Here is a 26028-nt window from a genome sequence, read left to right on the forward strand (position 1 = left end):
TCGCGCACAGGGTGCGCTCCCACAGGGGTCGTTTGCTTCGCTTCAGAGCCTTTGCCGCGGCATTCCATGCAGCTGCAGCGTAAACGCCACGCCGCTGCCGTCCTCCAGATTGCGCGCCACTGCCACGCCGCCGTGGCGCTCGGCGACCAGGCGCACCACGTACAGGCCCAAGCCCAGGTGCGGCGCATCGCCGGGCGTCGCCTTGTCGCGCAAGCTCACCAGTGAATCAAACAAACGCCCCTGCATGGCTGCCGGCAAGGGCGGCCCTTGATTGGCGAGCTCGATCTCGGCGCCATCGTGGGTGGCGCGCAAGGTGAGGCGCAGCCAACCATCTTCCGGCGTGAACGACAGCGCGTTGTCGAACAATTTGTCCAACGCCTGCGCGATCAATTCAGGTGCGCAATGCATGAACAGAGCGTCGTGCGGCAGTACCGCCTGCATCCTGCGCGTGCCCGCAAGCGGACGATAGGCCTCGCTGCATCCGCGCACGACCTCGACCAGATCCACGTCTTCCGGTTCGGCCGCGGCGATGGAGCGTTCCATCCGGCTGGCTTCGCTCATCGCACGCACGAGCATGCCCAGCCGTGCCACGCCATCGCGGGCGCGCTGAAGATACGGTGCCGCGTCCGGCGGCATCGCGTGTTCGGCTTGCAAGGCGTGCTCGAGGTTGTCCAGCGAGGATTTCACGATCGCCAGCGGCGTGTTCAATTCATGAGAAAGTTTGGACGCGAGCGTGCGCAGGTAATCGGTGTAACCACCCACGACTTCGAACAGCCGCTCGAAGCTGYGCGCCAGATCGCCGATCTCGTCTTCCGACGAGGTCATCGGGAATGGGCCGTCCAGACGTCCATCGTTCAACTGCGCGCGCTCGGCGGCGTCGCGCAGACGGCCAAGGCGAATGCTCAGGCGCGTGGCGAAGATCAGCAGGATCGCGCCCGCCACCAGCAGCACGCCAAAGCTGGTCAGCAACAGGCCAAGCAGTGCGCGGTTGGCGAGCAAGGGCACCGCGCGGCTGGCCTGCTCCAGCAGCAGCACGCCGCGCACCTGACCATCGCGTTCGATCGGCACGGCGGCCGCGAGCACCACACTGCCGCGGGCTTCGCCTTGTCGCCACAGCGTGGCCGGCTTGCCCAGGCTTGCTTCGTGCACCTCGCTCACATCCAGCCGCGGCACGTCCTGCGTCCACAACTCCGCGTCGTCCACCTGATTGGCGAGCAGGGAGCGATACACCAGCGAGGCAAACCAGCCCGGCTGATCGCCCGGCGCCGATGCAGGGGTGGCGAGGCGGCCGGTCTGCGCGAGCAGCCAGCCCTGGGGCGCGAGCACGCGCGCCTGCACGCCGTCGAGCGCGAGCAGGCCCAATTCCTTCGACAGCGCGCTGGAGTAAGTCACCAACGGGCGGCTCTGCACCGCCGCGGGATCGCCGCCGGTGGCCGGATCGAACACGGCCAGCCCCAGGGCATCCAGCCCGGGACTGCGCGGCACGCGCAATTCCACCCGATAACCGCCGCCGTCTTCCTGCCATTGCGCGGTGATGCGCGTGGGCAGGCCATCGACCGGCGGATCCAGCGGACGCGCAGTCAACTGTCCCGGCGCCGCGCTGGCCAGCAGGTAGCGTCGCGATTGATCGCCCTTGCCCAGGCTCAACACCAGATGATCGGCGCGCAAGGCGGTGGGATCGTCCGCATCGGCACGTGTGCGCTGCGCACCGCGCACATCGGCATACAGATAGAGCCAGTCGGCATCTTCGGCCAGCAGCAGCTTGCCGCGCTTGTCCAGCGGCTGGCTCCACGGCGTGAGCGGCGCCCAGTCGTCGCCGTAGCCGTCGATGGTGATGGGATTGCTCGCCTCCTGCACGTACCACACGGGACCTGCCGGCGGCAGCGGCGCATCGGTGACGACCAGGCTGCGCGCCATGGCGCGCGCCGAGGCGGTCAGCGCCTGCGCCTGGCCCTCACGCAACAGCGTTTCCATCTGGCGCACGTACAACCAGCCGGCCACCGGCAAGGCCAGCGTGCAGAGGGCGACCAGCAGCAGTTTGTGGCGAAGGTTCATGGCGCGACGATACTGAAAACGCCGCTCAATGCTGCGTCTTGGCAGCACCCTGCCCGGCCGACGCTTGCCTGGTGTATTGCGACAGCCCGGCCACGTGGCGGAACAAGGCGAGCAGGTCCGCCTTCTGTGCATCGTCATGCGCCAGCGTCATCGACCAGCTGAAACGGATGCCGCTGGCCAGGCCGGGATCGCAAAAGACCACCGCATCGTCCTTGTGGTCGCTGCCTTCGAACAGCACGCCGCGGCAGTTCACCGTCTTGTTGTCGACGGCGAACACGCTCGCCTTGCCGGCCGGATCGCGTTCCAGATAGCGATGCCTGTCGTCCTGCAATTCGGCCTCGAGCGAGGAGAGCTTGGCGTTCCAGACGTTGAGCACGATCACGCGCTCGGGCTCGCCGGTCCATTCGCCCTTGTACATCACCAGGTTCACGCCGATCGCCTTGGCGTACATGCAGCAGTCCTGCGTCCAGCCGTCAGGCGTGGACGCCCGAATCGTCCAGCCGGGAACGTCCCCATCCGCTGCGCCGGATACCCTCGCCACCTTGTCTGCAGGCGCGGCCTGCGCAATGGATACCAGCAGCAACAACGGCAGCCCCCAACACCAGCGCTTCATCACGGCTTCCATCGATAACCCACGCCATGCACCGTCTCGATGGCGTCGAACTCCGGCGCCACGGCGATGAACTTCTTGCGGATGCGCTTGATGTGCGAGGTGATGGTGGCGTCGTCCACCACCAACTCGGCCTCACGCATCAGCTGGTCGCGATTCTTCACGTGGCCGGGGAAACGCACCAGCGTGTGCACCATCCAGAACTCGGTGACGGTGAGCGGGATCTCTTCGTGGTTCCAGGTGATGCGCATGCGCTCGGACTCGAGCTTGAGCGGGCCGTGCTCGATCACCGTCTCGCTGCTGGCCGGCACCTTCAGCGACTCGATGCGGCGGAACAGCGCCGCGATGCGCGCCGCCAGCTGGTGCAGGCTGGTGTCCTTGCTCAGATAGTCGTCCGCGCCCAGGCGCAGGCCGGAGATCACGTCGAAATCCGAATCGCGCGCGGTGAGGAAGATGATCGGCAGCGTGGCCGACTTGGCGCGCAGTTCGCGGCACAGGTCAAAGCCGCCTTCGGGCTCGTCGCCCAGGCCGATGTCGATGATGACCAGCTCGGGCAGGCGCATCGCGAACGCGCTGGAGGCTTCCTGCCGCGAGCCGTAGCCACGCGTCTCATAGCCGAAGCGGTTGAGCGCTTCGACGTAATTCGCGCGGATCAGCGGCTCGTCTTCGACGATGGCGATACTGCGGCCCATGCTTCACTCCTGAGGATTCCCTGGCAACGCCGCGCAGCGTGAAGCCTGGGCCCAGGCCGCGCAAGCCATCGCCACGCAATGCCCGCGTTTCGCCATGTTGGGCCGGCTGGCCGCCACAGAAGGTGGGACCGGCGTCACGATCGGGCGTGGCCGCCCGAGGCCGGGCCGATCTTGCCCGCGTTTTGCCATATCCGGGTCCCGCCCTATGCCCTTGCCGGCCGCTCAATGGGCTCGTCCTTGCAGGAGTCCAGTGATGCGTCCCACCGATCAAGCCCATGTCGATCCCAACGCCGAATTGCGGGGTTTTGAGCCGCTTCGCGTGATCTTGGCACTCGGTGGGCTATTACTGGGCCTGGTCATGAGCCTGCACTGAGGAGACCCGCTATGAGCAGCGACTTCGACCTGAACGACCCCTTCTTTTCCTTACCCGTGGAAGCCATGGAAGCGGCTGGTGCGCATGGAAGCGCGCCGGCCGCCGGGGCGGACGAACCCGACCCCGACTGGCAACCCATGTAACCACCGTGTTCCCATCCTAGGCACGTTCCTTCCCCGCCCACCGGCGGGGATTTTTTTCTAGCGTTAACAAAGCGCTATCGAAAGATGATGACGTCTCGACGGGAACCAAATCGCAAAAACCCGGTCAGAAGTTCTGACGGTCGCGGATTCTTGCCGTGGATCAGCGGCCGTTGTGTGGTCTCCTCACACGTCGTTCCGACGAAACTTCTCCCGGCGTTAACAGCGCCGGGATTTTTCTGCCCGGAACCGCTGATCAGCCGCGCACGGCGGCCAGCTGCTGATGCATGGCCGCGATCACGGCCTGGTAGTCCGGCGCGTTGAAGATGGCCGAGCCGGCCACGAAGGTATCCGCGCCCGCCGCCGAAATTTCCCCGATATTCGCCGCCGTCACGCCGCCATCGATTTCCAGGCGGATCGGCCTGCCGCTTTCATCGATGCGACGGCGCACTTCACGCAGCTTGTCCAGCGCAGAGGGGATGAACTTCTGTCCGCCAAAGCCCGGGTTCACCGACATCAGCAGGATCAGGTCGAGCTTGTCCATCACATAGTCGAGCCAGTCCAGCGAGGTGGCCGGGTTGAACACCAGGCCTGCCTGGCAGCCGGAATCCTTGATCAGGCCCAGGGTGCGATCCACATGCTCGCTCGCTTCCGGATGGAAGCTGATCACGCTGGCGCCGGCCTTGGCGAAGTCCGGCACGATGCGATCGACCGGCTTGACCATCAGGTGCACGTCGATCGGCGCGGTGATGCCGTAGTCGCGCAGCGCCTTGAGCACCATCGGACCCATGGTGAGGTTGGGTACGTAGTGGTTGTCCATCACGTCGAAGTGCACCCAGTCCGCGCCAGCGGCCAGCGCCTTGGCGGTGTCCTCGCCCAGCCGGGCGAAGTCGGCGGAGAGGATGGACGGGGCGATGACGTTGGTTTGCTTGCTCATATTCGGTTTCCTGTAGGAGCGCACCTTGTGCGCGACCTGAGGTGTCGTGATGGTCTGCGGTCGCGCACAGGGTGCGCTCCTGCAGGTCACGGCAGAGTTTATTTGAACCCGCGCTCGGCCTTGATCCGCTCGTAGGCGGCATTGATCTCGCTGGCGCGCGATTCGGCCTGTTTGCGCATCGTCTCAGGCAGGTCGCCCAGGCGATCGGGGTGGTGTTCGGAAATCAGCTTGCGATAGGCGCGCTTCACCGCGCGGTCGTCCACATCGCGCGCGATGCCGAGCACGGTGTACGGATCGGGGCCGTTCGTATTGCGCTGAGGCGGCACGTAGCCGCCGTTGCCGCGCTGGCCATAGCCGCGCGAGCCGCCGCTGGCGTTCCAGGCATAGCCCTTCATCGCCATCAGCGCCATCAGTTCCATGTCGCTCACGCGCAGCGCGAAAGCGAGCTGGCGCAGGATGGCCATTTTTTCGGGCGGCGGATTGCCTTCGGCGATCACCGTCTCGATCACCACGTCCAGCACCGGGAAAGCGTGGTCGCGGCGCAGGCCCACCCAGCGGCGCAATTCCTCGATGGCCGGCGTCACGTTGAACTCCGGCTGCTTGCCGGCGTTGAACGCGGTGACGGCCTGCTTGCGTGCGTCCTGTTCAAGACCCATGCGCTGCATCAGGCGCTCGGCGACGGCGATTTCCGCCTCCGACACGCGGCCATCGGATTTGGCCACGGCACCCAGCAAGGCGAACAGCGGGCTGATGTAACCGCCGGCCTGGGGCGTGGCGCGACGGCGCTGGCCCTGGCGCAGGCTGTCGATGATGAAACCGGTGATGCCGCCCACCACGGCGCCGGGCAGCCCGTGGCCGAAGATCAGTCCGAAGAGGGCGAGCCAGATGGTCCAGGTGAAATTCATGGGTTGCCTTGGGTGGGCGACGGCGTTTGCGCGCTGTACCAGCGCGCCAGTTCATCGAGGTCGGCATCGCTCATGGGGCCGATCGCCGCCCGCATCAACGGCACGTTGCGGCGACCGTCGCGGTATTGCTTGAGCGCTTCGCGCAGGTAATCGAGCTTCTGCCCGGCGAGATTGGGTGCACCCGGAATCTGCGCCATGCCGGTTTCGCCATGGCAGGCGGCGCACAGCCCCAGGCGCGCCGGCTTGGCCGGCGCGGCGGCCTGCACCGAGGCCACGGCAACCCACGCCAACAGGGCGAATGGGAGGTGCCGGAACAAACGCCGACGGTGGCTGGGCGGCTGGACCATGACAAAGACCCGGGCTCAAAAAGCGCCCAGTCTAGCAGCCGCTCCTAGCCCTGCCGGGAGGGACCTGAGGTCGCAACACCTCGCGCCCTGGCGTCACCCGGTAGAATGGCGGGCTTGATCGCGACCCGTCCGGGGTCGTACCGCCGATTTCCGGCCTGCCATGCCAGGTCGGCCTTCTCAGGAGCGAACGACGTGCCCACCACCCTGCTGCAATCGAATCTTCCGGGCCTTGAGCTGATCCATCGCGGCAAGGTGCGCGACGTTTATGCGCTGCCTGGGAACCGGTTGCTGATCGTGGCGAGCGACCGCCTGTCGGCGTTCGACGTGGTGCTGCCCGATCCGATTCCGGGCAAGGGCGAAATGCTCACGCAGATTTCCAACTTCTGGTTCGCCAAGACCGCGCACCTGGTGCCCAACCACCTGCTCGACGTGCCGCTGGCCGACGTGCTGCCCGCCGGCACCGATCTGAAGCTGTACGAAAAGCGCGCCGTGGTCACGCGCCGCCTGAAGCCGGTGCCGGTGGAAGCGATTGCGCGCGGCTACATCATCGGCTCGGGCTGGAAGGACTATCAGGCCACCGGCTCGCTGTGCGGCATCAAGCTGCCGGCCGGGCTCAAGCAGGCGCAGCAGCTGCCGGAGCCGATCTTCACCCCGTCGACCAAGGCCGCCGTGGGCGACCACGATGAGAACGTGAGCTTCGATGCGGTAGTCGCCGCCGTCGGCCCCGAGCTGGCCGAGCAGGTGCGCGAGGCGACGCTTTCCATCTACAAGTGGGCGGCGGCGTATGCGGCCGAGCGCGGCATCATTATCGCCGACACCAAGTTCGAATTCGGCAGCGACGAGACCGGCAAGCTCTAYGTGATGGACGAGATGCTCACGCCCGACTCTTCGCGTTTCTGGCCGGCCGAGTCCTATCAGGTGGGCATCAGCCCGCCCAGCTACGACAAGCAGTTCGTGCGCGACTACCTGGAAACGCTGGACTGGAACAAGACCGCGCCCGGCCCGAACGTGCCCGCCGATGTCATCGCGGCCACCTCGGCCAAGTACGCCGAAGCGCTGCAGCGCCTGGCCAATATCACCGTCGATTGATCGGCGGCGATTGATCGCACCGGGTGGATTGCGCGCGAGGGCGTGCTAGCGTTCCGTCGACAGCTGGACTCGGCCACTCCTATGCGGCGTGGCAGATATCCCATCTTTTTCCATGAGCGGGGGGCTCAACGATGGCAGCAACCGATTCGACGCAAGGCATGCAAGGCTGGCTCGACAGTTACAGCAGCGATCATCAAAACCCGACCAACCGCTTGCTGCACTGGATCTGCGTGCCGCTGATCCTGTGGTGCGCGATCGCCATGATGTGGACCATCCCGGTGCCGCCGATGATCGGCCGCCCCGGCTTCTGGTCAGTGCTTGCCCTGGTGCTGGCGTTTACCTGGTACTGGAAGAAGTCCCGCCGCCTCGCAGCCGCCCTGTTCGTGGTGCTGGTGCTGCTATGCCTGCTCACCGAGTTCGCCTATCGCACGCTGGGTGCGCACAACTTGCTGCTTACCGGTATCGGCGTGTTCGTGGTGGCGTGGATTGGGCAGTTCATTGGCCATGCCATTGAAGGTCGCCGGCCGAGTTTTTTCACCGACCTGGCGTATCTGCTGGTGGGGCCGGCTTGGTTGATGGATAAGTTGTTGCGGCGCGTGGGTATCTAAGGCGCCCGCCCCTACCCGTCATTCCGGCGCAGGCCGGAATGAGGAACAAAAGAACCAGGAACACTGCATGACCACCCTGCTTACCCTAATCAGCACCCTGCTCTGGTGGGTGCTCTACAGCAGCATCGGCGCGTTGTTCTTCGCGATACTCGCGTGGTCGGTGCTGCGCTGGGTGGAGCGTTGTCCGGTGGTGTTCAACCGCACGTATCTGGCGTGCCTGGTCTGGAATCTGATCGGCCTGCTGATCGTGGCCGGCGTGGCCATCCATGAAGGTCACACCAAACCGCCGTACGCACTGCTGCTCGCCTCACCGCTACTGCGTGGGGCGCTGGTGGTGGACATGATCGTCGGCGTGTTTGTGCTGTGGCGGCTGATTCCACGCATCGATGCGCATCGCATCCGGCCAGCGAGTGCGTGCATGGCGGTGGCTGTTGTGATGGCAGTGGCGTTTGGGGCGGCGACCAGCCTCGCCTGATCTCGTCTCGCGCCTGCCCTTCTTGTGTAGGAGCGCACTTGTGCGCGACATCAGTCCGCGAGGAACAACCCGGCGCCGCGGTCGCGCACGAGTGCGCTCCTACAAGGGTATCGCCGGTTGTCAGTAACCGGTCTTGCGATTCGCCGCGCGCACCGCTTCGACAAAATGCGTGAACGGCCGGTCGGTGATCGCCACCAGGCCGATGTGCGCGTTCTCGCCATCGAGCACGCGGCCGGTGACCGGCTGGTCGACATACTGGAACCAGTGCACGCCCACGATGGACGGATTGGCCACCGCGTCGGCGACGTAGTGCGCGTACGCCTCGCCGCGCTGCTGCTCGTTCCACACCGGTACCACGCCCTTGCCGAACGGACCGCGGTCGTCGGAGCCGAAATGGAACTCGGTGATCAAGGCAGGCTTGTCGAGCTTGGCGAACGCCGCTGCGTCAAACGCATGCTCGGGTAGATCGGCGTAGCCGTTGAAACTCACCACGTCGCAGAACTGCGCGCATGACGCCACCGCTTCGGGCGTGTGCACGGCAAAGCGTCCGCCCAGGAACAGGTGATGCGGATCGTGCTTGTGGATGGCCTGCGAGACGGTGCGGAAATACTGATCCGCGTACGTGCGCAGCCACGCGCTGTAATCGTCCGCGATGGCGGCATGCGCCTCGTCCGGATGGGGCGCCGCGAAGTTGGTGGCGTTGAGCGCATCCCATGAATCCAGCGAGATACCCCAGGCCGCCGCCAGTTTCGCCGGCGTGCCGTACTTCTTCTTCAACTCCGCGATGAAAGCCTGCTTGGCCGGGCTGCGCGCTTCGCCGCGCAGCGTGCCCTGCGCCAGACCCCAACGTCCCTGCGGACCCTGGCCCGCCCAGGCCAGTTCGTTGTCGGCGAAATAGCCGAGCATCCACGGGTCGTCACGCACTTCCTTGGCCGCCTGCGCCGCGGCGGCATCGGCCGCCTGCGCAAAGCGCGGGTCGAATGGATCAGGCATGCGGCCCCAGTAGTCGTAGCCGCTGGAGACATTGCCGAACACGCCGGCGATATTCACCGAACGCGTATACGCCATGCGATGCATCTGGCTCAGTGCGTCGTCGCTCCAGTTGCCCAGGGTGTTGAAGCCCCAGTTGTCGAGGCGCTCGATGGTGCGCGTGCGCCACGCCTGCCGCCAATGCCGGCCATCGGCCAGGAACAGGTTGGCCGAGTAGTAATCGAACCACTTGCCCTGGTGATAGGCGATGCCCGCCGACGCCCCCTGGTCGCCGCCGCTCTTGCCGGTGGTGCCGTAGAACGGCGCCCAGCGGCCGCTGTCGCGCGGCAGATCCCTGAACATGAATTCGCGGCCTTCGATGATCGTGCGGCCGCCGTCGTCGTCAACCACGTTCACGCCCAGCGAGAAGAACGCATGCCCCTCCGGCGTCACCAGCTGCCAGCGACCATCATGCTGCTCGGTACGGAACCAGCCGGTGGCTTTGAACGCGGGCACATCGGTGCGACCGCCATAGCGGTCGAAACCCTTGCGCGGCGCCGGCGCCTCGACCGTCGCGCCCGGCTTGCTCTTGGGACGACCGCCGCGCAATACCTCATCGGTATCGACCTTGCCCGGCCACTGGCCGCGCGTGTACTGGCCCCAGGCGTCGACGATGCCGGTATAGGCATCGCGAAGATCATGATCGCCGCGCGACGTCTCGAGCTTGCCGAACATCAAGGTCTGCGCCGCCGTCGGTGCGGGCGTGCCCAGGCGCACGGCCTTCACATGCGCCAGATCCAGCGTGCCTTCCACCGTGGTCGCCACGAAGACGCGCTTGCCGCCGGCCATATAAGGCATGGGCGGAGCGGCCTGCATGCCCATTGCGCGCGGCGAGGTGGCGTGCAGCGGTATCACCAGCGTCTGCGGCGCACCGGCGGGAATGCCGACGGTCGTATGCAGGTGCTCGCCGGGCTTCGCGCCATCGATGTCGACGGTGAGCGTCACCGCCCACTGCATCGCATTCTGCATGTCTACGCGCAGCGAGCCTTCCTTCGACCAGTCGCCCTTGTCCAGCATCACCGTGACCTGCGGCTGCGCCGCCGGCTGGAATACATAACGCTGCAAGGACATGCCCTGCACCGTGACCGGCTTGCCGTCGAGCACGACGTGATCGAGCGTGGTCTGCGGCGACGGCGGCGCGGGCGTGGGTACCGGTGCAGCGGGAGCGCTCGCCGTAGGAGCAGGCTTGGCGGCGGCATGACTGAGATCGGCCCGGTCGGTGTCGCTTGCCTTATGGCAACCCGCAAGCACCGGCAGGCACGCGATGGCAAGGAAAACGATCCGGTTCATCGGCGGCTCGGTGCAGGGAAATGGCGGCAGTATGCCTGTGCCGTCTGAAGGACGCCTTGCTGGGCGGGCGCATGTTTTTGCACTGGCATGTTCACATCGCTCTCCGCTGCCATGCACGCCACGCGTAGTAGACAGGCACGCCCACCAGGATCAGCACCAGGCTCATGCCTGCGTCGCCGGGGGAATGGATGGCGGTCGCCACGATCACGCCCAGCACGGTCAAGACAAACAGCAGCGGCAACACGGGATACAACGGCACCCGGTACGGCGACGGCTCGTCGCGGAACCGGCGGCGATACCAGAACAGCGTGGAGATGCCGAACGCATGCGACAACCACTCGCCCACGGTGGTGTAGTCGACCAGCTGGCCGAAGCTGCCGGAGATCACCAGCACGATGGCCCAGCCACCCAGCACCGCCAGCGCCACGCGCGGCGCATGCGAGCGTGCATGGATGCGACCCACCGGGCCGAACAGCATGCCGTCCGCGCCCATGGTCTGCAGCACGCGTGCACCGCCCGCGATGGCGATGCTGCAGTAGCCGAAGGTGGAACAGGCGATGCCTACCGCAATCAGCGTGGCGCCGCTTTCGCCAAACAGGTGGCGCATCAAATCCGCTGCCGGCGCCTGGCTTGCCGCGAGGCCCGCGTGCCCCAGCCCGGCGAGATACGCAAAGTTGACCAGCACGTAGCAAACGACCACGCCGCCCAGGCCCAGGCCCAGCGCGCGCGGCAGCGTGCGTTGCGGCTCGCGTACTTCGCCGGCCAGATCGTTGAGATAGTGGAAACCGCCATAGGTGAACAACACCGGCAGCAAGGCTCCGAGCAGGGCGCCCGGCGGCAGCGATTTGGTGGTGTCAGTCGCCAGCACATTGCCAAACTGGCCATGCGCCAGGATCACGCCAGTGACCACCACCAAGGCGATGGCCGATAGCTTCAAGAGCGTGAACACGTTCAACATGCGCGAACCCGCGCGTATGCCGAAGAAATTGACGCCCACGATGAATGCGATGGCGCCCGCCGCCACCGGCTTCACCCACATCTGCGGCGAGAGCCCGACCGCGGCGCACGTGTAGTCGGCGAACGTGGTGGCCACGGCGGCGACGCTGCCGGGGTAATTGATCAGCGCCATGGTCCAGCCGAACAGGAAGGCCGGCAGCTGGCCATAGGCCTCGCGCAGATAGATGTAGACGCCACCTGCCTGCGGCCGGCGTGCGCCCAGCTCCGCGTAGCAGAGCACGCCGGCCAGCGTGAGCAGGCCGCCGATCGCCCACAGGGTGAGCAGCTGCGCGCCGGAGGAGGTGCGTTCGGCCACGGTGGAGGCACTGCGGAAAATGCCGGCGCCAATCACGCCGCCGATGACGATGGCCGCGGCATCCCAGGTACCCAGGCGGCGCAGATACGCGGAAGAAGTCTCAGCGGTCATGGGGCGGCACGGCTTCCTACGCAACAGATCGAGCCCCGGACGATAGCCGACTGGCGCCGACTCTTCGACATCTCGCTGCAACATGCTGGACCGCCGCGAAATTTTCGGCCGCAGGCGCGGCCCTTCGCCAACGCGTCACGGCCGAGGGGGCACAGTCCAGGTTTCCGTCGCTGCGCGCTGGCCACGCCCGACCAGCCCCTGAGGAGGACTCATGAGCACCGTCGCAAGCGCCGTTCGTCCCGAAGACGACAAGACTCTCGGCCCCTTGCTTGAGTGCGACCACGCACTCTTGAAGGTCGGCAAGAAAATCCGCGTGCTGAAGGCCATCGACTGGCCCGCATCCATGGAAGCGCCGTTCCTCGCCTCCTGGGAGAAAGGTGATCCGGTGCTGCCGCAGCCTCCCGTGCGCCATCCGGACCTCAGCAGCGAAGCGGCCGCGCTGAAGGCCATCATGGACAAGATCGATCGCGGGCATCCCATCGGCAATTGGTTGTTCAAGACGGCGTGGAGCTACCGCACGGCCGCGCAGATGCTGATGAACATCGGCACCGAACGCTTCACGCAATGCTCCACCGCGCTCTATGGCCGCCCCGACACGACGTATCGCAGCCAGACCTCCAATGCCGTCGACGCTGCCAAAGATCTGCTCGCCATCAGCGACGACCTGATCCATCGCGAAGAGATCCCGCGTGTCGCCGCCGACATACCCGCCGAGGAATTCGCCCGGCGCCTGCGCGAGCGGCTGGGCCCGTTTTTCGACAAGGACAAGGTCGAGGTGGTGCTCGACCCGGATCTGCCTTCAAAAGCGACGGCCGGCAGCAAGAGCATCAATCTGCGTTCGACTGCCTTGTTTTCCGCGCTGGATCTGGAGCAGCTCACTGAGCACGAAGCGTTCGTGCATACCGCGACCTCGCTCAACGGCAAGCACCAGCCCTATTTCAAGTCACTGGGACTGGGCGCGCCCCGCACCACGCGCACGCAGGAAGGGCTGGYCACGTTCTCGGAAATCATCACCGGTGCGATCGACCTGAACCGGCTGCGTCGCATCGCCTTGCGCGTGGTCGCCGTGAAGAACGCGCTTGATGGCGCCGACTTCATCGAAGTGTTCCGCGGCTTTCTCGAAGCCGGGCAGACGCCGACCGAGAGCTACCAGAGCGCGGCGCGCATCTTCCGCGGCGGCGATCCGAAGGGCCGCATCTGCTTCACCAAGGATGGCGCCTATCTCGAAGGCGTGATGCTCATCTATGTGTTCATCCGCAAAGTGCTGCAGGCGGGGCATGCGGAAATGCTGCCCATGCTGTTTGCCGGCCGCGTGACGACCTCCGACGTCATCACGCTCAGTCCCTATCTGCACGATGGCCTGATCGCCCGCGCGGTTTACGTGCCGCCGTGGGCGCGCAATCCGCAGCGCATTCTGTCGCTGATGGCGTTCTTTACGGCGGCGCAGCGTTTTCGTCTCGATACGTTTGATCTCAACCGTTTCGTGGAGTTTGAGGACGAGCGGATTGACGAGAGCCTGCATACCTTGTGGCAATGAGGGAACGCGAGTCGGGCACAGGGTGCCCTCCCACAGTGACCGCGCTCATTGTGGAGGGGTGTCCTCCAATGTGACCGCGCTATTTGTGGAGGGGGGCCCTCCAATGTGACCGCGCTATTTGTGGAGGGGGCCCTCCAATGTGACCGCGCTATTTGTGGAGGGGGCCCTCCAATGTGACCGCGCTATCTGTGGAGGGGTGTCCTCCAATGTGACCGCGCTATTTGTGGAGGGGTGTCCTCCAATGTGACCACGCTATTTGTGGGAGGGGTGCGGTCCGATGTGACCGCGCCTTTGTGGGAGGGCACCCTGTGCCCGACACGCCACGCGCCGGAGAGACCGTTTCGTGTTTGACTATGCCCCTCTCCCACCAACCGCTGCACCGTGTCCGCCCGACCCCGCAAGATCATCCATGTGGACATGGACGCGTTCTACGCGTCGGTGGAGCAACGCGACGATCCCTCGTTGCGCGGCCGGCCCGTGGTGGTCGCATGGCGCGGTGCGCGCTCGGTGGTGTGTGCGGCAAGCTATGAGGCGCGCAAGTTCGGCGTGCGCTCGGCCATGCCTGCCGTCCGCGCGGAGCGACTGTGTCCCCAGGCGGYGTTCGTGCCGCCCGACTTCAGCCGCTACAAGGCGGTGTCGCGGCAGGTGCGCGAGATCTTTGCGCGCCACACGCCGCTGATCGAACCGCTGTCGCTGGACGAGGCCTATCTCGACGTCACCACCACCCTGACCAGGCTGCCCTCGGCGACGGCCACGGCGGAGGCGATCCGCGACGCGATTCGCGAAGAAACCCAACTCACCGCCTCCGCTGGCGTCGCGCCCAACAAGTTTCTTGCCAAGATTGCGTCAGACTGGCGCAAGCCTGACGGTCTCTTCGTCGTGCGCCCACATCAGGTTGCCGCCTTTCTTGCACCGCTGCCGGTAGGCCGCCTACCCGGCGTGGGCAAGGTGATGGAAGCCAGGCTTGCCGAGCTGGGCATCGTCACTGTCGGCGATGTGCGCAGCTTCAACGCGCTCGAGCTCGAACAACGCCTCGGGCGCTGGGGACGACGCCTGCACGAGCTCTCGCTCGGCATCGACGACCACCCCGTGCAGCCTGATCGCCCCACCCTGCAGGTATCGGCTGAAGACACCTTCGAGCACGACCTGACGCTGGACGAGATCGAACCGCATATACGCCGATTGGCTGAAAAAGCCTGGGCTGCGCACGAACGCGAGGCTTCGGGCGACCATGCGCGCGTGGCGCGCACCGTGGTCCTGAAACTGAAGACGTCGGACTTCCACACGCTGACACGTAGTCTCACGCCAGCTTCACGTCCGGACTCCGCGAGGGAGCTGGCCGACATCGCTTGTGCCCTGCGTGATCGCGTTGAAAGACCGGCGCAAACCCGCTATCGCCTGGTCGGCGTAGGACTGGCGGGCTTCGTGGAGGCCGACAGCTTTGTCGCGCAAAGCGACCTGTTTGGAGCTATTGGTTTCAACTGAAACCACGCAAGGAAGTAAACCTAGGCCGAAAGAATTGTTAAAGAGGTCTTGTCTCGATCTCTATTTCCTGAAACAGTGGACTCGGGGAACCCATCAAGCGGTGCAACACCTGTAGACGTCTAGGCGCCTATAGCGGGGACTCTTTTGCCTACGAATTCGGGGAGACAACCATGCAGTCCAATTACAATCGACTATCGATAGCGGTACGTTTAGCGCTTTCCGTAGGTATCGCTTCCACGGCCGTGATGGCCCAGGCCGAGGACGTCGCAAACAAGGACGCAACGGGCGACCAGGCCCAAACGAACGCACAGACTCAGGGGACCGCCGACCAGGCCGCAAGCAAGTCCACGGCCAAGACGCTTACTGCTGTTTCGGTCACCGGCTCGCTGATCCGCCGCGTCGACGCGGAAACCGCCAACCCGGTGGTGACCATCGATCGCACGGCGATCACCAATAACGGCTCGCCCACGCTGGGCAATGTGATCCAGCAGCTGCCCAGTGTCTCGGGCAACGCGACCAATACGCAGAACAACAGCAACGGCGGCGGCGTCGCCAGCCCGACGCTGGAAGGCGGCGACGGCGCAGCACGCGTATCGCTGCGCGGCCTGGGTACCGACCGTACCCTGGTGCTGATCGACGGCCAGCGCCTGGCCAACCCCGACCTCAACATGATCCCGCAGAACATGATCGAGCGCGTGGACGTGCTGGCCAACGGCGCCTCCACGGTCTATGGCTCGGACGCGGTCGGCGGCGTGGTGAACTTCATCCTGCGCAAGGATTACAAGGGCGCCGAGCTGAGCGTCAACGACGGCATCTCCTCGCATGGCGATGGCCAGCGTCATGGTGGCCAGTTCACCGTGGGCGCCACCGGCGACCAGGGCAACATCGTCGCGGGCATCGACTACAACAAGCAGGATCCGGTGATCGCCACGCGTCGCAGCTTCTCGGCGCATCAGCTGTCGCTGTACAGCTCCGGCCCGCAGATCTCCGGCTCGCATACGGTTCCCACCGGCAAGTTCCAGCTGCCTGCGGGCAATCCCAACCTGCCCGCGGGTTGCACCTCCGGCCTGCTCACCCTGGCCAGCGGCAACGGCAGCAGCCCCAGTGACTATCGCTGCTTCAACAACGCCAGCGACGTCTACAACTACAACGCCTTCAACTACATCCAGACCCAGTCCGAGCGCACCAACCTGTTCGTGCTCGGCAATTACAAGATCAACGACCACGTCACCTTCTTCGGCGATGCGTTCTACAACCACACGCATTCGTCCGGCCAGGACGCGCCCGCACCCACCAGCGGTACGGACGGCTGGTCGGTGGCCGCGAACAATCCGAACAACCCGTTCGGCGTGCCGTTCGGTGATCCGGCGGTGGCAGGCAACAACCTGATCAGCACGCGCCTCACCGGCGTGGGCAATCGCGTGCACACCTTCAGCACCGATAACCAGCAGGTCAATGCGGGCCTGCGCGGCGACTTCGGTGGCAACAACAGCTGGATCTGGGACGCGAGCGTCGACTACGGCCGCACGCATCGCGTGCAGACCAACTTCAACGAAGTGAACATTCCCGCCCTGCAGGCATCGATCGATGCGGGCGCGAATATCTTCGACCAGGCCGATCCGGCAGTGACCGCGCAGCTCAAGAATGGCGTGAGCAACCCGGTCTACGCCATGACGCAGACCATGAAGCAGGTGCAGGCCAACGCGTCGGGCGGCCTGTGGGATCTGCCCGCCGGCACCATGCAGCTGTCCACCGGCGTGCTGTATCGCAAGAACACGATGGATTACACCGTCACCAGCGATGCGTTGCTCGACATCTCCAAGGGCACCTGCGTGGTGTTGCAGGAAGCCTGCGGTTCGCCGGCCAGCGGCAGCATCAACGTCAAGGAAATCTACGCTGAAACGCTGATCCCGCTGCTTTCCGAACAGCCCTGGGCGTACTCGTTGAACGTCGACCTTGGCCTGCGCACGTCCAACTACAGCACCACCGGCACCACCACCAACGGCAAGTTCGCGGTGGAATATCGTCCGATCCAGGACCTGCTGGTCCGCGGCACCGTTTCGCAGGTGTTCCGCTCGCCGAACCTGGACGAGCTGTATGACGGCCAGACCATCACCAACCCGACCGTCAACGACCCGTGCTACAACCTGTCGGCAGCCCAGCTGCAGCAGCACGCAGCGGCCTGTCAGTTCATGCCGCCCAACACCAACTACACCAGCACCCTCAATACGCAGATTGCGGGTCACTACTCGGGTGCGGCGACGGTGGGCAGCACGCTCAAGCCGGAAAAGGGCAAGTCCTATGACCTGGGCTTCGTCTACTCGCCGAGCTGGCTGGAAGGCGCGTCGGGCACGGTGGATCTGTGGCGCATCACGCTGAAGGACATGCTGACCATCATTCAGGCGCAGACCGTGCTGAATGAGTGCTACGCCGACAACGGCAGCCCGTACTGCCCCTTCATCAACCGCTACGGCACCGGCACCTCGATCCCGGGTGGCATCAACTACGTCAACACGCCGTACGTCAACCTGGGCAACCTCAGCACCAGCGGCGTCGACTTCACGTTGAACTACGCCATCCCGCACTTCGATGTGGCCGGCGTGAACCCGGGTAACTTCAAGACGTCGCTCAGCGGTACGTACATCGATACGTTCAAGAACGACGCCACCCCGGGCGCACCGGGTGCCGAGACGATCAACTATGCCGGCACCTACACCCAGCAGTTCGGCAACATCAGCCGCTGGCGCGGTGCGTTGACGATCAACTGGGCACTGGGCAACTGGAGCGCCCAGTGGCAGAGCCGTTACATCAACCACCTCAACAACCTCACGTCTTACGCCGATACCGGCCAGGCCGTGTCCATGCCGATGGGTGGCATCACGTACCACAACATCCAGGCAGGCTACGAGTGGGCGGCGATCCACACGAAGATTGACCTGGGCATCGACAACCTCAGCGGTCGCATTCCGCCGCTGGTGTACCAGAACGGCCTGAACTACAACGTCGATACGGCAACGTATGACGTGATGGGCCGCTACTACTGGGCACGCGCTACGGTGAAGTTCTAAACGAAGAAAGGCGTGTGGCCGCAGCTCTCGCTGCGGCCACACCGCTGTTAAGATCGGGCGATGAGCACGTCTGCACATCCATCGCCCACTGCCTTGGCGGCCAGCATGCTTGCCGCCTATAACGCTGGCGACATGTCCCGCGTGCTGGAACTGGGTCGCGCGATCGGCAAGCTGTCCCAGGCCGATGAAACCAGCCTGCTTTTGCTCAGCGCCGCGCAGCAGGCGACAGGTCACCTCAACGATGCGCTTGTCCTTTGCCGCGAACTCACCCAGCGGCGTCCGGACGTCTCCGCGTACTGGAACAACCTGGGCATCGTCGCCCGACAGACGTCGAAGCTGAACCTCGCCGAAGAGGCGCTGCGCAGGGCCCTGGAGCTCGCGCCGCACGAAGCGGAGGTCTGCTACAACCTCGGCCTGCTCTACGCACAGCAACAGCGCTGGCTATTGGCCCGAGAAATCCTGCTCGAAGCCGTCACACTCGCGCCCACCTTCATCGAGGCACGCCTGCAGGCCGCCTACGCCTGCCACTTTTGTGGCGACACCCGCGGCGCCGAGGTGATGCTTGAAGGCGCGCACGCGTGGCCTGCGCAGACGGCCGACCAGGCCTTGATCCTGGCCACCATCCTGTCGAGCCTGGGCTATCAGGACAGCGCCTTCCACAGCCTGGCACAAGCCATCCTGCCCGAGGGGCCAGAGCGCGTTTCCCTGATGCGGCGGATCACGGCGCTGCGCGCCTCGATGCACGAGCGCAGCAATCGTCTTGAGGAGGCCCGCGCCGAGTTGAGCGAATTGCCGCTGGACATGTTGAGCTCGCTGCCGCCAGCCGAGTGGGAGCTGCGCCACGCCGGCATCCAGGTGCACGCCAATTTGGCGGCCCGTGACGGCGAGCGCGAGCAGGCCGCGCAGTTGTTCGCACAACTGCAGGGCGAGCGCAGCGACGCCCATCTGCAGGCCAATGCCGCTTTCAGCCTCGCCGGCATACGCGACAAGCAGGGTCGGCACGATGAGGCCTGGCAAGCACTGCAGGAAGCACATGCCGCGCAGTTGCGCTTTGCCAGCGACTTCGTGCCGGAGATGCTGGAGGAAGATAGTCAGCCGCTGGAGATGGTGGAGCACACCGTCAGCCGGCTCGCGCATGATCGCTGGTCAGCCCTGCGTGCTCCGGGCAGCGATGCGAGCCCTGTCTTCGTGGTCGGCTTCCCGCGCTCGGGTACCACCTTGCTTGAGCAGATGCTCGACGCCCATCCACGCTTCCGTTCGATGGATGAGCGCGCTTTCATCTATGAGCTGATCAAGCGCATGCAGCTGGCGGGGCAGTCCTATCCCGCCGATCTTGCCGGACTCACCCAGGGCAATGCGGAGCAGCTGCGCAGCATCTACGCCGACGTCGTGCGCCGAGTCGCGCCGGACCTGGGCGACCGGCAGCTGGTCGACAAGAATCCGCTGAACATGTTGTGTCTGCCGATGATCATGCGGTTGTTCCCGGAAGCGCGCATCATCCTGTGCCTGCGCCATCCCTGCGACGTCCTGCTGAGTTGCTATATGCAGGCCTTTCGCTCACCGGCGTTCATGGTGCTGTGTTCGTCGCTGGAGCGGCTGGCGCGTGGCTATGTGGATGCATTCGATCATTGGTTCCGCCATGTCGAAGTCTTCGCGCCGCGCGTGCTTGAGTGGCGCTACGAATCGGTGGTATCCCGCTTCGACGAACACGTCGCCAGGCTCGGCCAATTCCTGCAGCTGGAGGACAGCACGCCGATGGCGCGCTTTGCCGAGCACGCACGGGCGAAGGGTTACATCAGCACGCCCAGCTATGCGCAGGTCACCGAGGGCATCCATCGCAAGGCGGTCAATCGCTGGCACGCTTATCGCGAGATGTTCGAACCGGTCCTGCCTATCCTGCAGCCCATGCTGGATCGGCTGGGCTACGAAACCAACCCTTGAATGCGGTGCCCGCGGCACCGCGCGTTTGATGACCGCGATGGAAGAATTCAACATGCATTTCGAAGTCCCCAAGGTGAAGATGCATTCGCTGCGCGAATTCCTGCAGCACTACCTGATGATCGTGCTCAGTATCCTGACCGCGCTGGGCCTGGAACAGTGGATCGAGGGCGCGCACCATCGTCACGCCGCCGAGTATGCGAGCACGCAGATCGATTCGGAGCTCGACACCATGCTGCGCGACATCCAGTCGGCCATCCAGACCGACGAGAAAAAGCTCGCGCCGCTGATCGCCATCGACAAGGCCATCCACGATGACGTGCAAAAAGGCTTGCCGGATGCCGAGATCAACAAGCACATCCGCGAGCTGAACGGCGGTTTCCGGCTCAGCATCAACTGGCCCGCCTTCAACACGCAGGCCTGGGACGTCGCCGTCGCCAACCAGTCGGCCACGTGGATCGACGTTGCGCAACTGCATCGGTACACCGCCGCTTACGCCGCCGTACGCGATGCCGCCAGCTGGACCACGCACAACGCGACGGTGGCGCTCGACGCGCCTCGGATGATCAACCTGCAGACGCGCATCAACCTGGGCAGGGATGTCGACCCGGTGGAATTCCTCAGTGTGTCGCAGCAGATGATCAACAGCTCGAAAGAGACCATCGCGTACCTGCAAGACGCGTCGAAGCCGATCAAGGCTGCACTGGCGAAGACTGAGCATTGATCGACTTCAGCAGCTGATGGCGCCGTCGCAAGGCGGTGGCGCCACATCGCTTCACGTGATCGCAGTCACCCTGCAATACAACGCGATGAAACTGCGCACTGCATGCGGCGTGGCTCGCATCCCATGCATCGCGCCGAAAGACTTCACGAACCAGTCACAACTCGACGCGCCGCTGTGCGCAAAGTGCGCAGCACGTCACAGACATTGCCGGCATCACGAAAACCGCTTGTTTTAAGCACTCTGCGACATGCACGAAGCACGTCGAGGCAGGTTTTATCAAGGCGTCGCAATGGCGCCATTCGCGTCCGTGCAATTTTGCGACAGCATGGAAATCGATACGCGCAAGTTCACCTAATGCGCGAAACAAGAACTTGTTTGTACTCAATAGCTCGCGTCGCTTTGATCGATGCAGGGCTTGCTGTCGAATTGCTTACAGCGGCGGACGCACTTTATTTCGATTTGCAACAATGATTTTTATGCGTTACCAAACCCGGCAGAGCACTCGCCATCACCGGGTTTTCTGAGTGTTCGTGATCGAAACGTGATCGCTCCAACTCCTTCCGTCCGGAAGGATCAACGCAACCGCAAGTGACGCGCTGCAACGTTCCGTTGCTGGCGTGAGGGTTAGTTGTTGCCTGTGATCGGCCACCGGAATTCCCCGGGGTCGAAACCAATAGCTATTCGCGTATCAGGGAGAAATCAATGCGTGCACAAACCAAGATCGCTGTTCTTGCCGGCCTGATTGCCGCCGCCTGCCTGCCTGCCGTCGTTTCCGCCCAGACGGCGAACCGCATCGGTTCGCTGGAAGAACAGGCACAGGCCAGCTGGCGCGAGAGCATGGCGCACATCGCCACGCCGTCGGAAGGCTGTTTCCAAGCCACTTATCCCAGCGTCATCTGGCACCAGGCTGCCTGCCACGCGCTGCAGCCGCGCGTCGCGCCGGTGCCGCGCTTCAAGCTGTTCAATAGTGGCGCTGCGCAAACCGCGGGCAACGGCAATGACTACACCATCCAGACCAGCAGCCTGATCACGCAGGCCGTGGGCAGCTTCCCGTCGGTGACGGATGTTACCTCGGAGAAGGGTGTTGGCGTAGCGGCCTATGGCGGCGGCGGCATCCTGGGCGCAAACGAATACTCGCTGCAGATCAATTCGAGCTTCGACGACACCACGTCGGTGTGCAAGAGCCATTCGGGTTGCACGGTGTGGCAGCAGTTCGTCTACGCGCCTGACTACGAGGTGCAGGGTTCGGCGGCCGTGTTCATGCAGTACTGGCTGATCGGCTGGGGCAGTTCGCGTTGCCCGAGCGGTTTCGGCAGCGACGGTGAAGGCGATTGCTATAAGAACAGCGCCGCGGCGTCGGCACCCGATGTAGCGGCCACGCAGCTGGGCAATGTGAAGCTCACCGGCACCGTCACCGCTGGTGGCAATGACACCGTGGTATTCACCAATGGCACCACGGCCTATAGCTCCAGCGGCAAGGACAGCGTGCTCTTGTTGGCCAGCGTGTGGAAGGTCGGCGAGTTCAACGTGGTCGGCAATGCCGGCGGTTCGGAAGCCCAGTTCAACAGCGGCTCCTCCATCACCGTGAAGCTTGCGGTCACCGATGGCTCCACCGCCGTGCCGTCCTGCGTGGCCAACTCCGGCTCCACCGGCGAGAGCAACAACCTCAACCTCGGCAGCTGCACCGCTTCCGGCGGGTCCACGCCGTCGATCCAGTTCACCGAATCGAACTGATCGCTTCGCCAAAAAAGAAGAGCCCGGGATTTCCCCGGGCTCTTCGTGTGCATCACGATGCGATCGCTTACTTCTTCTTTTTCGGAATATAGAGATCGGTGATGGTGCCTTCGTAGACTTCGGCCGCCATGCCCACCGATTCACCCAGCGTGGGATGCGGATGGATGGTGAGGCCGATATCGGCCGCTTCCGCGCCCATCTCGATGGCCAGGCACAGCTCGCTGATCAGGTCGCCCGCGTGCGGGCCGACGATGCCGGCGCCCACGATGCGATGGGTTTCCTCATCGAAGATCAGCTTGGTGAAGCCCTCCGTGCGATCGATGCCGATCGCGCGGCCGCTGGCCGCCCACGGGAACTTGCCCACGCCGATCTTCAGGCCCTTTTCCTTCGCCTCGCGCTCGGAGACGCCGACCCATGCCACTTCCGGATCGGTGAATGCCACCGACGGGATCACGCGTGCATCGAAGTAGCTCTTCATGCCGGCGACGACTTCCGCCGCCACGCGTGCTTCGTGCGTGGCCTTGTGCGCCAGCATSGGCTGRCCGACSAKGTCGCCGATGGCRTAGATGTGCGGCACATTGGTGCGCATCTGCKTRTCGACGTTGATRAAGCCRCGRTCSGTCACSGCCACGCCMGCCTTCTCGGCGCCGATCTTGTTGCCGTTGGGAGAGCGGCCCACGGCGACCAGCACGCGGTCGAACACGGTGGTTTCGGGAATGCTTTCGCCTTCGTAGCTGACCTCGATGCCCTTCTTGCCGGCCTTGGCCTCGACCACCTTGGTCTTCAGGTGCACGCCCTTGAGCTTCTTGGCCAGGCGCTGCGCCAGCGGCTTGATCAGGTCGGCATCGGCGCCGGGGATCAGCTGGTCCATGAACTCGACCACGGTCACTTCACTGCCGAGAGCGGAATACACCGTRGCCATTTCCAGGCCGATGATGCCGCCGCCGACAACGAGCAGCTTCTTCGGCACGTCCTTGAGCTCAAGCGCACCGGTGGAATCGATGATGCGCTCGTCGTCCCACGGGAAGGCCGGCAGGCGCACCGCCTGCGAGCCGGCCGCGATGATGGCGTGCTCGAAGCGCAGCAGCTTGGTGCCTTCGGCCGTCTGGACTTCCATTTCGTTGGGCGACACAAAGGTGCCGACGCCCTGCACGGTACGCACCTTGCGCTGCTTGGCCATGCTGGCCAGGCCGCCGGTGAGTTTGCCGACCACCTTGGTCTTGAAGTCGCGCAGCTTGTCCAGGTCGAGCTTGGGCGCGCCAAAGGTGACGCCGTGCGCGGCCATGGCCTCGGCTTCGTCGATCACGGCTGCCGCATGCAGCAGCGCCTTGGACGGGATGCAGCCCACGTTGAGGCAGACGCCGCCGAGCGAGGCATAGCGTTCGACCAGCACGGTATCGACGTCGAGATCGGCGGCGCGGAACGCGGCGGTGTAGCCGCCCGGGCCTGAGCCGAGCACGACCAGCTTGCATTCGATGTCGGGCGTGCGGCCCGAGGCGCCAGCGGCCTTCGGTGCCGGTGCTGCAGCAGGTGCCGGCGCGGGCGCGGCAGCGGCCGGAGCGGGCGACGGTGCGGCAGCTGCGGCCTTGGGCGCTTCTGCCTTGGCGGCGCCATCGGCCACTTCCAGCACCGCGATCAGCGCGCCTTCGGACACTTCGTCGCCTACCTTGACCCTCAGTTCCTTGATCACGCCAGCGGCGCTCGACGGAATTTCCATCGTGGCCTTGTCCGACTCGAGCGTGATCAGGCTCTGTTCTTTGGCGACGGTGTCGCCGACCTTCACCAGCACCTCGATCACCGGCACGTTGTCGTGACCGCCGATGTCGGGGACTTTGATTTCGATGGTGCTTGCCATGGGGAATCCTTGAATTTCTTTTCGCTACGCAGTGAGGGACCGACGCAAGATTGGCCCCTCACCCCAGCCCTCTCCCCGGAGGGGAGAGGGAGCTAAGAGCGCGTCAGAGCAGCAGGCGGCGGATGTCGCCCAGCTGCTGTGCGAGGTAGGTGGCGAAGCGCGCGGCGAGCGCGCCGTCGATCACGCGGTGGTCGTAGCTCAGCGACAGCGGCAGGATCAGGCGGGGGGCGAATTCCTTGCCGTTCCACACCGGCTTCATGGACGCCTTGGACACGCCAAGAATGGCCACTTCCGGTGCGTTGACGATCGGCGTGAACGAGGTGCCGCCGATACCGCCCAGCGAGGAGATCGAGAAGCAGCCGCCCGACATGTCGTTCGGACCCAGCTTCTTGTCGCGCGCCTTCTTGGAGATCTCGCCCAGTTCGGTGGCCAGATCCAGCAGGCCCTTCTTGTCGCAGTCGCGGATCACCGGCACTACCAGGCCATCGGGCGTGTCCACCGCGATGCCGATGTGGAAGTACTTCTTCAGGGTCAGCTTCTCGCCCGACACATCYAGCGAGGAGTTGAACTGCGGGAATTTCTTCAGCGCGGCAACCACGGCCTTGATCTGGAACACCAGCGGGGTGATCTTCAGATCCTTGTTTTCTTCGCCAAGCTTCTTGCGGAAGGCTTCCAGCTCGGTGATGTCGGCGTCTTCGTGCTGGGTGACGTGCGGAATCATCGCCCAGTTGCGCGCCAGGTTGGCGCCGGAGATCTTCTGGATGCGCGACAGCGGCTTCTCTTCGATCTCGCCGAACTTGCTGAAGTCGACCTTCGGCCACGGCAACAGGTTGAGACCGCCGCCTGCGGCGACCGGTGCACCGGTGGGACGTGCGCCCGACGCCAGTGCGTGCTTCACGTAACCGGTGATGTCTTCGCGCTGGATGCGGCCGCTGCGGCCGGTGCCCTTCACCTGGCGCACGTCCACGCCCAGCTCGCGCGCAAAAGCGCGGATGGCGGGGCTGGCGTACGGGGCGTCACCCGGCATCACGATGCCGGCATCGAACGGCGGACGCGCGGTGGGGGCCACGTCGCCTTCGGGCGCATTGCCCGGCAGCACGCTGCGGCCACCGACGGGCTCAGGCTTTTCTTCGACCGTCGGCGCGGCGACCTTGGCGGCAGCCGGTGCGGGAGCGGGAGCCGGTGCGGGCGCAGCGGCGCCACCGGCAGCTTCCACGAGGGCGATCACGCTGCCTTCGGACAGCTCGTCGCCGATCTTGACCTTGATCTCCTTCACCACACCCGCGAACGGGGCCGGCACTTCCATGGTGGCCTTGTCCGATTCCAGCGTGATCAGGCCCTGGTCCTTGGTGATGGTGTCGCCCACCTTCACCAGGATCTCGATCACCGGCACGTCGTCGCTGCCGATATCGGGCACCTTCACTTCCTGCACGCCACCACCGCCGGCGGGAGCCGCAGCAGGTGCCGGTGCGGGGGCAGCCGGCGCAGGGGYCGGCGCAGCAGCGACCTTGGCGGGCGCTTCGGCCTTGGCCGGCGCGGCAGCCTGCTGGGGAGCAGGCGCGGCAGCCTCACCGTCGGCTTCGATGATGGCGATCAGGGCGCCCTCGGACACCTCGTCGCCCACCTTCAGCTTGATTTCCTTCACCGTGCCCGCGAACGGGGCCGGCACTTCCATGGTCGCCTTGTCCGATTCCAGCGTGACCAGGCCTTGTTC

Annotated in this window: 20 protein-coding genes; 10 read left to right on the top strand and 10 right to left on the bottom strand. The window is 64.9% G+C overall.

Features of this window, described 5'->3' with window-relative positions; translation table 11 throughout:
- Window positions 1-42 precede the first annotated feature (42 nt).
- The 3 genes from AC1DMG_RS09110 to pdsR are packed head-to-tail and all read right to left on the bottom strand — an operon-like array spanning window position 43 to window position 3357.
- Complete coding sequence (locus tag AC1DMG_RS09110; protein WP_477180433.1) at window positions 43-2055, bottom strand: ATP-binding protein; 2013 nt, start codon at window positions 2053-2055, stop codon at window positions 43-45.
- Window positions 2056-2080: 25 nt separating this feature from the next.
- Window positions 2081-2668 carry a hypothetical protein gene (locus AC1DMG_RS09115; RefSeq protein WP_477175073.1) on the bottom strand — a complete coding sequence of 196 codons (588 nt, stop codon included), beginning with the start codon at window positions 2666-2668 and terminating at the stop codon, window positions 2081-2083.
- On the bottom strand, window positions 2668-3357 hold the full coding sequence (pdsR, locus tag AC1DMG_RS09120) for a proteobacterial dedicated sortase system response regulator (RefSeq protein WP_046972653.1): 690 nt from the start codon (window positions 3355-3357) through the stop codon (window positions 2668-2670). The genes AC1DMG_RS09115 and pdsR overlap by 1 nt, the downstream gene beginning before the upstream one ends.
- Before the next feature lie 384 nt (window positions 3358-3741).
- Here pdsR and AC1DMG_RS09125 point away from each other — a divergent pair, with 384 nt between their 5' ends.
- On the top strand, window positions 3742-3873 hold the full coding sequence (locus tag AC1DMG_RS09125) for a hypothetical protein (protein WP_441605408.1): 132 nt from the start codon (window positions 3742-3744) through the stop codon (window positions 3871-3873).
- A gap of 253 nt (window positions 3874-4126) precedes the next feature.
- On the opposite strand, the gene rpe is transcribed toward AC1DMG_RS09125, so the two are convergent.
- From rpe to AC1DMG_RS09140, 3 genes are all read right to left on the bottom strand, one after another.
- A complete protein-coding gene (gene rpe, locus AC1DMG_RS09130) occupies window positions 4127-4807 on the bottom strand; it encodes a ribulose-phosphate 3-epimerase (protein ID WP_477175074.1) in 681 nt (226 codons plus the stop codon).
- A gap of 98 nt (window positions 4808-4905) precedes the next feature.
- The gene (gene djlA / locus AC1DMG_RS09135; protein ID WP_441605406.1) at window positions 4906-5712 is read right to left on the bottom strand and encodes a co-chaperone DjlA; all 807 of its coding nucleotides are present in this window, start codon (window positions 5710-5712) and stop codon (window positions 4906-4908) included.
- Window positions 5709-6059 (bottom strand): c-type cytochrome, encoded by a 351-nt coding sequence (locus AC1DMG_RS09140; protein ID WP_477175075.1) that lies wholly within the window; start codon window positions 6057-6059, stop codon window positions 5709-5711. Before AC1DMG_RS09140 ends, djlA begins: the two co-directional genes overlap by 4 nt.
- 192 nt (window positions 6060-6251) lie before the next feature.
- Here AC1DMG_RS09140 and AC1DMG_RS09145 point away from each other — a divergent pair, with 192 nt between their 5' ends.
- The 3 genes from AC1DMG_RS09145 to AC1DMG_RS09155 all read left to right on the top strand — a co-directional run bounded on the left by AC1DMG_RS09145 (window position 6252) and on the right by AC1DMG_RS09155 (window position 8231).
- Entirely contained in the window at window positions 6252-7148 is an 897-nt protein-coding gene (locus tag AC1DMG_RS09145) for a phosphoribosylaminoimidazolesuccinocarboxamide synthase (protein ID WP_441605404.1), read from the top strand.
- Window positions 7149-7279: 131 nt separating this feature from the next.
- The gene (locus tag AC1DMG_RS09150; protein WP_441605403.1) at window positions 7280-7756 is read left to right on the top strand and encodes an Mpo1 family 2-hydroxy fatty acid dioxygenase; all 477 of its coding nucleotides are present in this window, start codon (window positions 7280-7282) and stop codon (window positions 7754-7756) included.
- Between the two features lie 67 nt (window positions 7757-7823).
- Complete coding sequence (locus tag AC1DMG_RS09155; RefSeq protein ID WP_441605402.1) at window positions 7824-8231, top strand: hypothetical protein; 408 nt, start codon at window positions 7824-7826, stop codon at window positions 8229-8231.
- A 120-nt stretch (window positions 8232-8351) separates the two neighbouring features.
- Here the strand turns inward: AC1DMG_RS09155 and AC1DMG_RS09160 are convergent, their stop codons facing one another.
- A complete protein-coding gene (locus AC1DMG_RS09160; protein WP_477175076.1) occupies window positions 8352-10550 on the bottom strand; it encodes a beta-agarase in 2199 nt (732 codons plus the stop codon).
- 91 nt (window positions 10551-10641) lie between these two features.
- Entirely contained in the window at window positions 10642-11973 is a 1332-nt protein-coding gene (locus tag AC1DMG_RS09165) for an APC family permease (protein WP_477175077.1), read from the bottom strand.
- 211 nt (window positions 11974-12184) lie between these two features.
- On the opposite strand from AC1DMG_RS09165, the gene AC1DMG_RS09170 reads away from it, so the two are divergent.
- The 6 genes from AC1DMG_RS09170 (at window position 12185) to AC1DMG_RS09195 (ending at window position 22459) form a co-directional block, all read left to right on the top strand.
- Window positions 12185-13510 carry a flavohemoglobin expression-modulating QEGLA motif protein gene (locus AC1DMG_RS09170; protein WP_477180434.1) on the top strand — a complete coding sequence of 442 codons (1326 nt, stop codon included), beginning with the start codon at window positions 12185-12187 and terminating at the stop codon, window positions 13508-13510.
- Window positions 13511-13891: 381 nt separating this feature from the next.
- Window positions 13892-14995, top strand: coding sequence for a DNA polymerase IV (gene dinB / locus AC1DMG_RS09175; RefSeq protein ID WP_477180435.1), 1104 nt, complete (start codon window positions 13892-13894; stop codon window positions 14993-14995).
- Window positions 14996-15165: 170 nt separating this feature from the next.
- Window positions 15166-18063 (top strand): TonB-dependent receptor plug domain-containing protein, encoded by a 2898-nt coding sequence (locus tag AC1DMG_RS09180; protein WP_441611497.1) that lies wholly within the window; start codon window positions 15166-15168, stop codon window positions 18061-18063.
- A 60-nt stretch (window positions 18064-18123) separates the two neighbouring features.
- Window positions 18124-20004 (top strand): tetratricopeptide repeat-containing sulfotransferase family protein, encoded by a 1881-nt coding sequence (locus AC1DMG_RS09185; RefSeq protein ID WP_477175080.1) that lies wholly within the window; start codon window positions 18124-18126, stop codon window positions 20002-20004.
- 52 nt (window positions 20005-20056) lie between these two features.
- Entirely contained in the window at window positions 20057-20725 is a 669-nt protein-coding gene (locus AC1DMG_RS09190) for a hypothetical protein (RefSeq protein WP_477175081.1), read from the top strand.
- A 702-nt stretch (window positions 20726-21427) separates the two neighbouring features.
- Window positions 21428-22459: a hypothetical protein gene (locus tag AC1DMG_RS09195; protein ID WP_477180436.1), complete on the top strand. Its 1032-nt coding sequence runs from the start codon at window positions 21428-21430 to the stop codon at window positions 22457-22459.
- 67 nt (window positions 22460-22526) lie between these two features.
- On the opposite strand, the gene lpdA is transcribed toward AC1DMG_RS09195, so the two are convergent.
- Window positions 22527-24314 carry a dihydrolipoyl dehydrogenase gene (gene lpdA, locus AC1DMG_RS09200; RefSeq protein WP_477180437.1) on the bottom strand — a complete coding sequence of 596 codons (1788 nt, stop codon included), beginning with the start codon at window positions 24312-24314 and terminating at the stop codon, window positions 22527-22529.
- Between the two features lie 103 nt (window positions 24315-24417).
- The coding region (aceF, locus tag AC1DMG_RS09205; protein WP_477180438.1) for a dihydrolipoyllysine-residue acetyltransferase at window positions 24418-26028 on the bottom strand (1611 nt) is incomplete at its 5' end.

Source organism: Dyella sp. 01N36 (genome assembly GCF_056399745.1).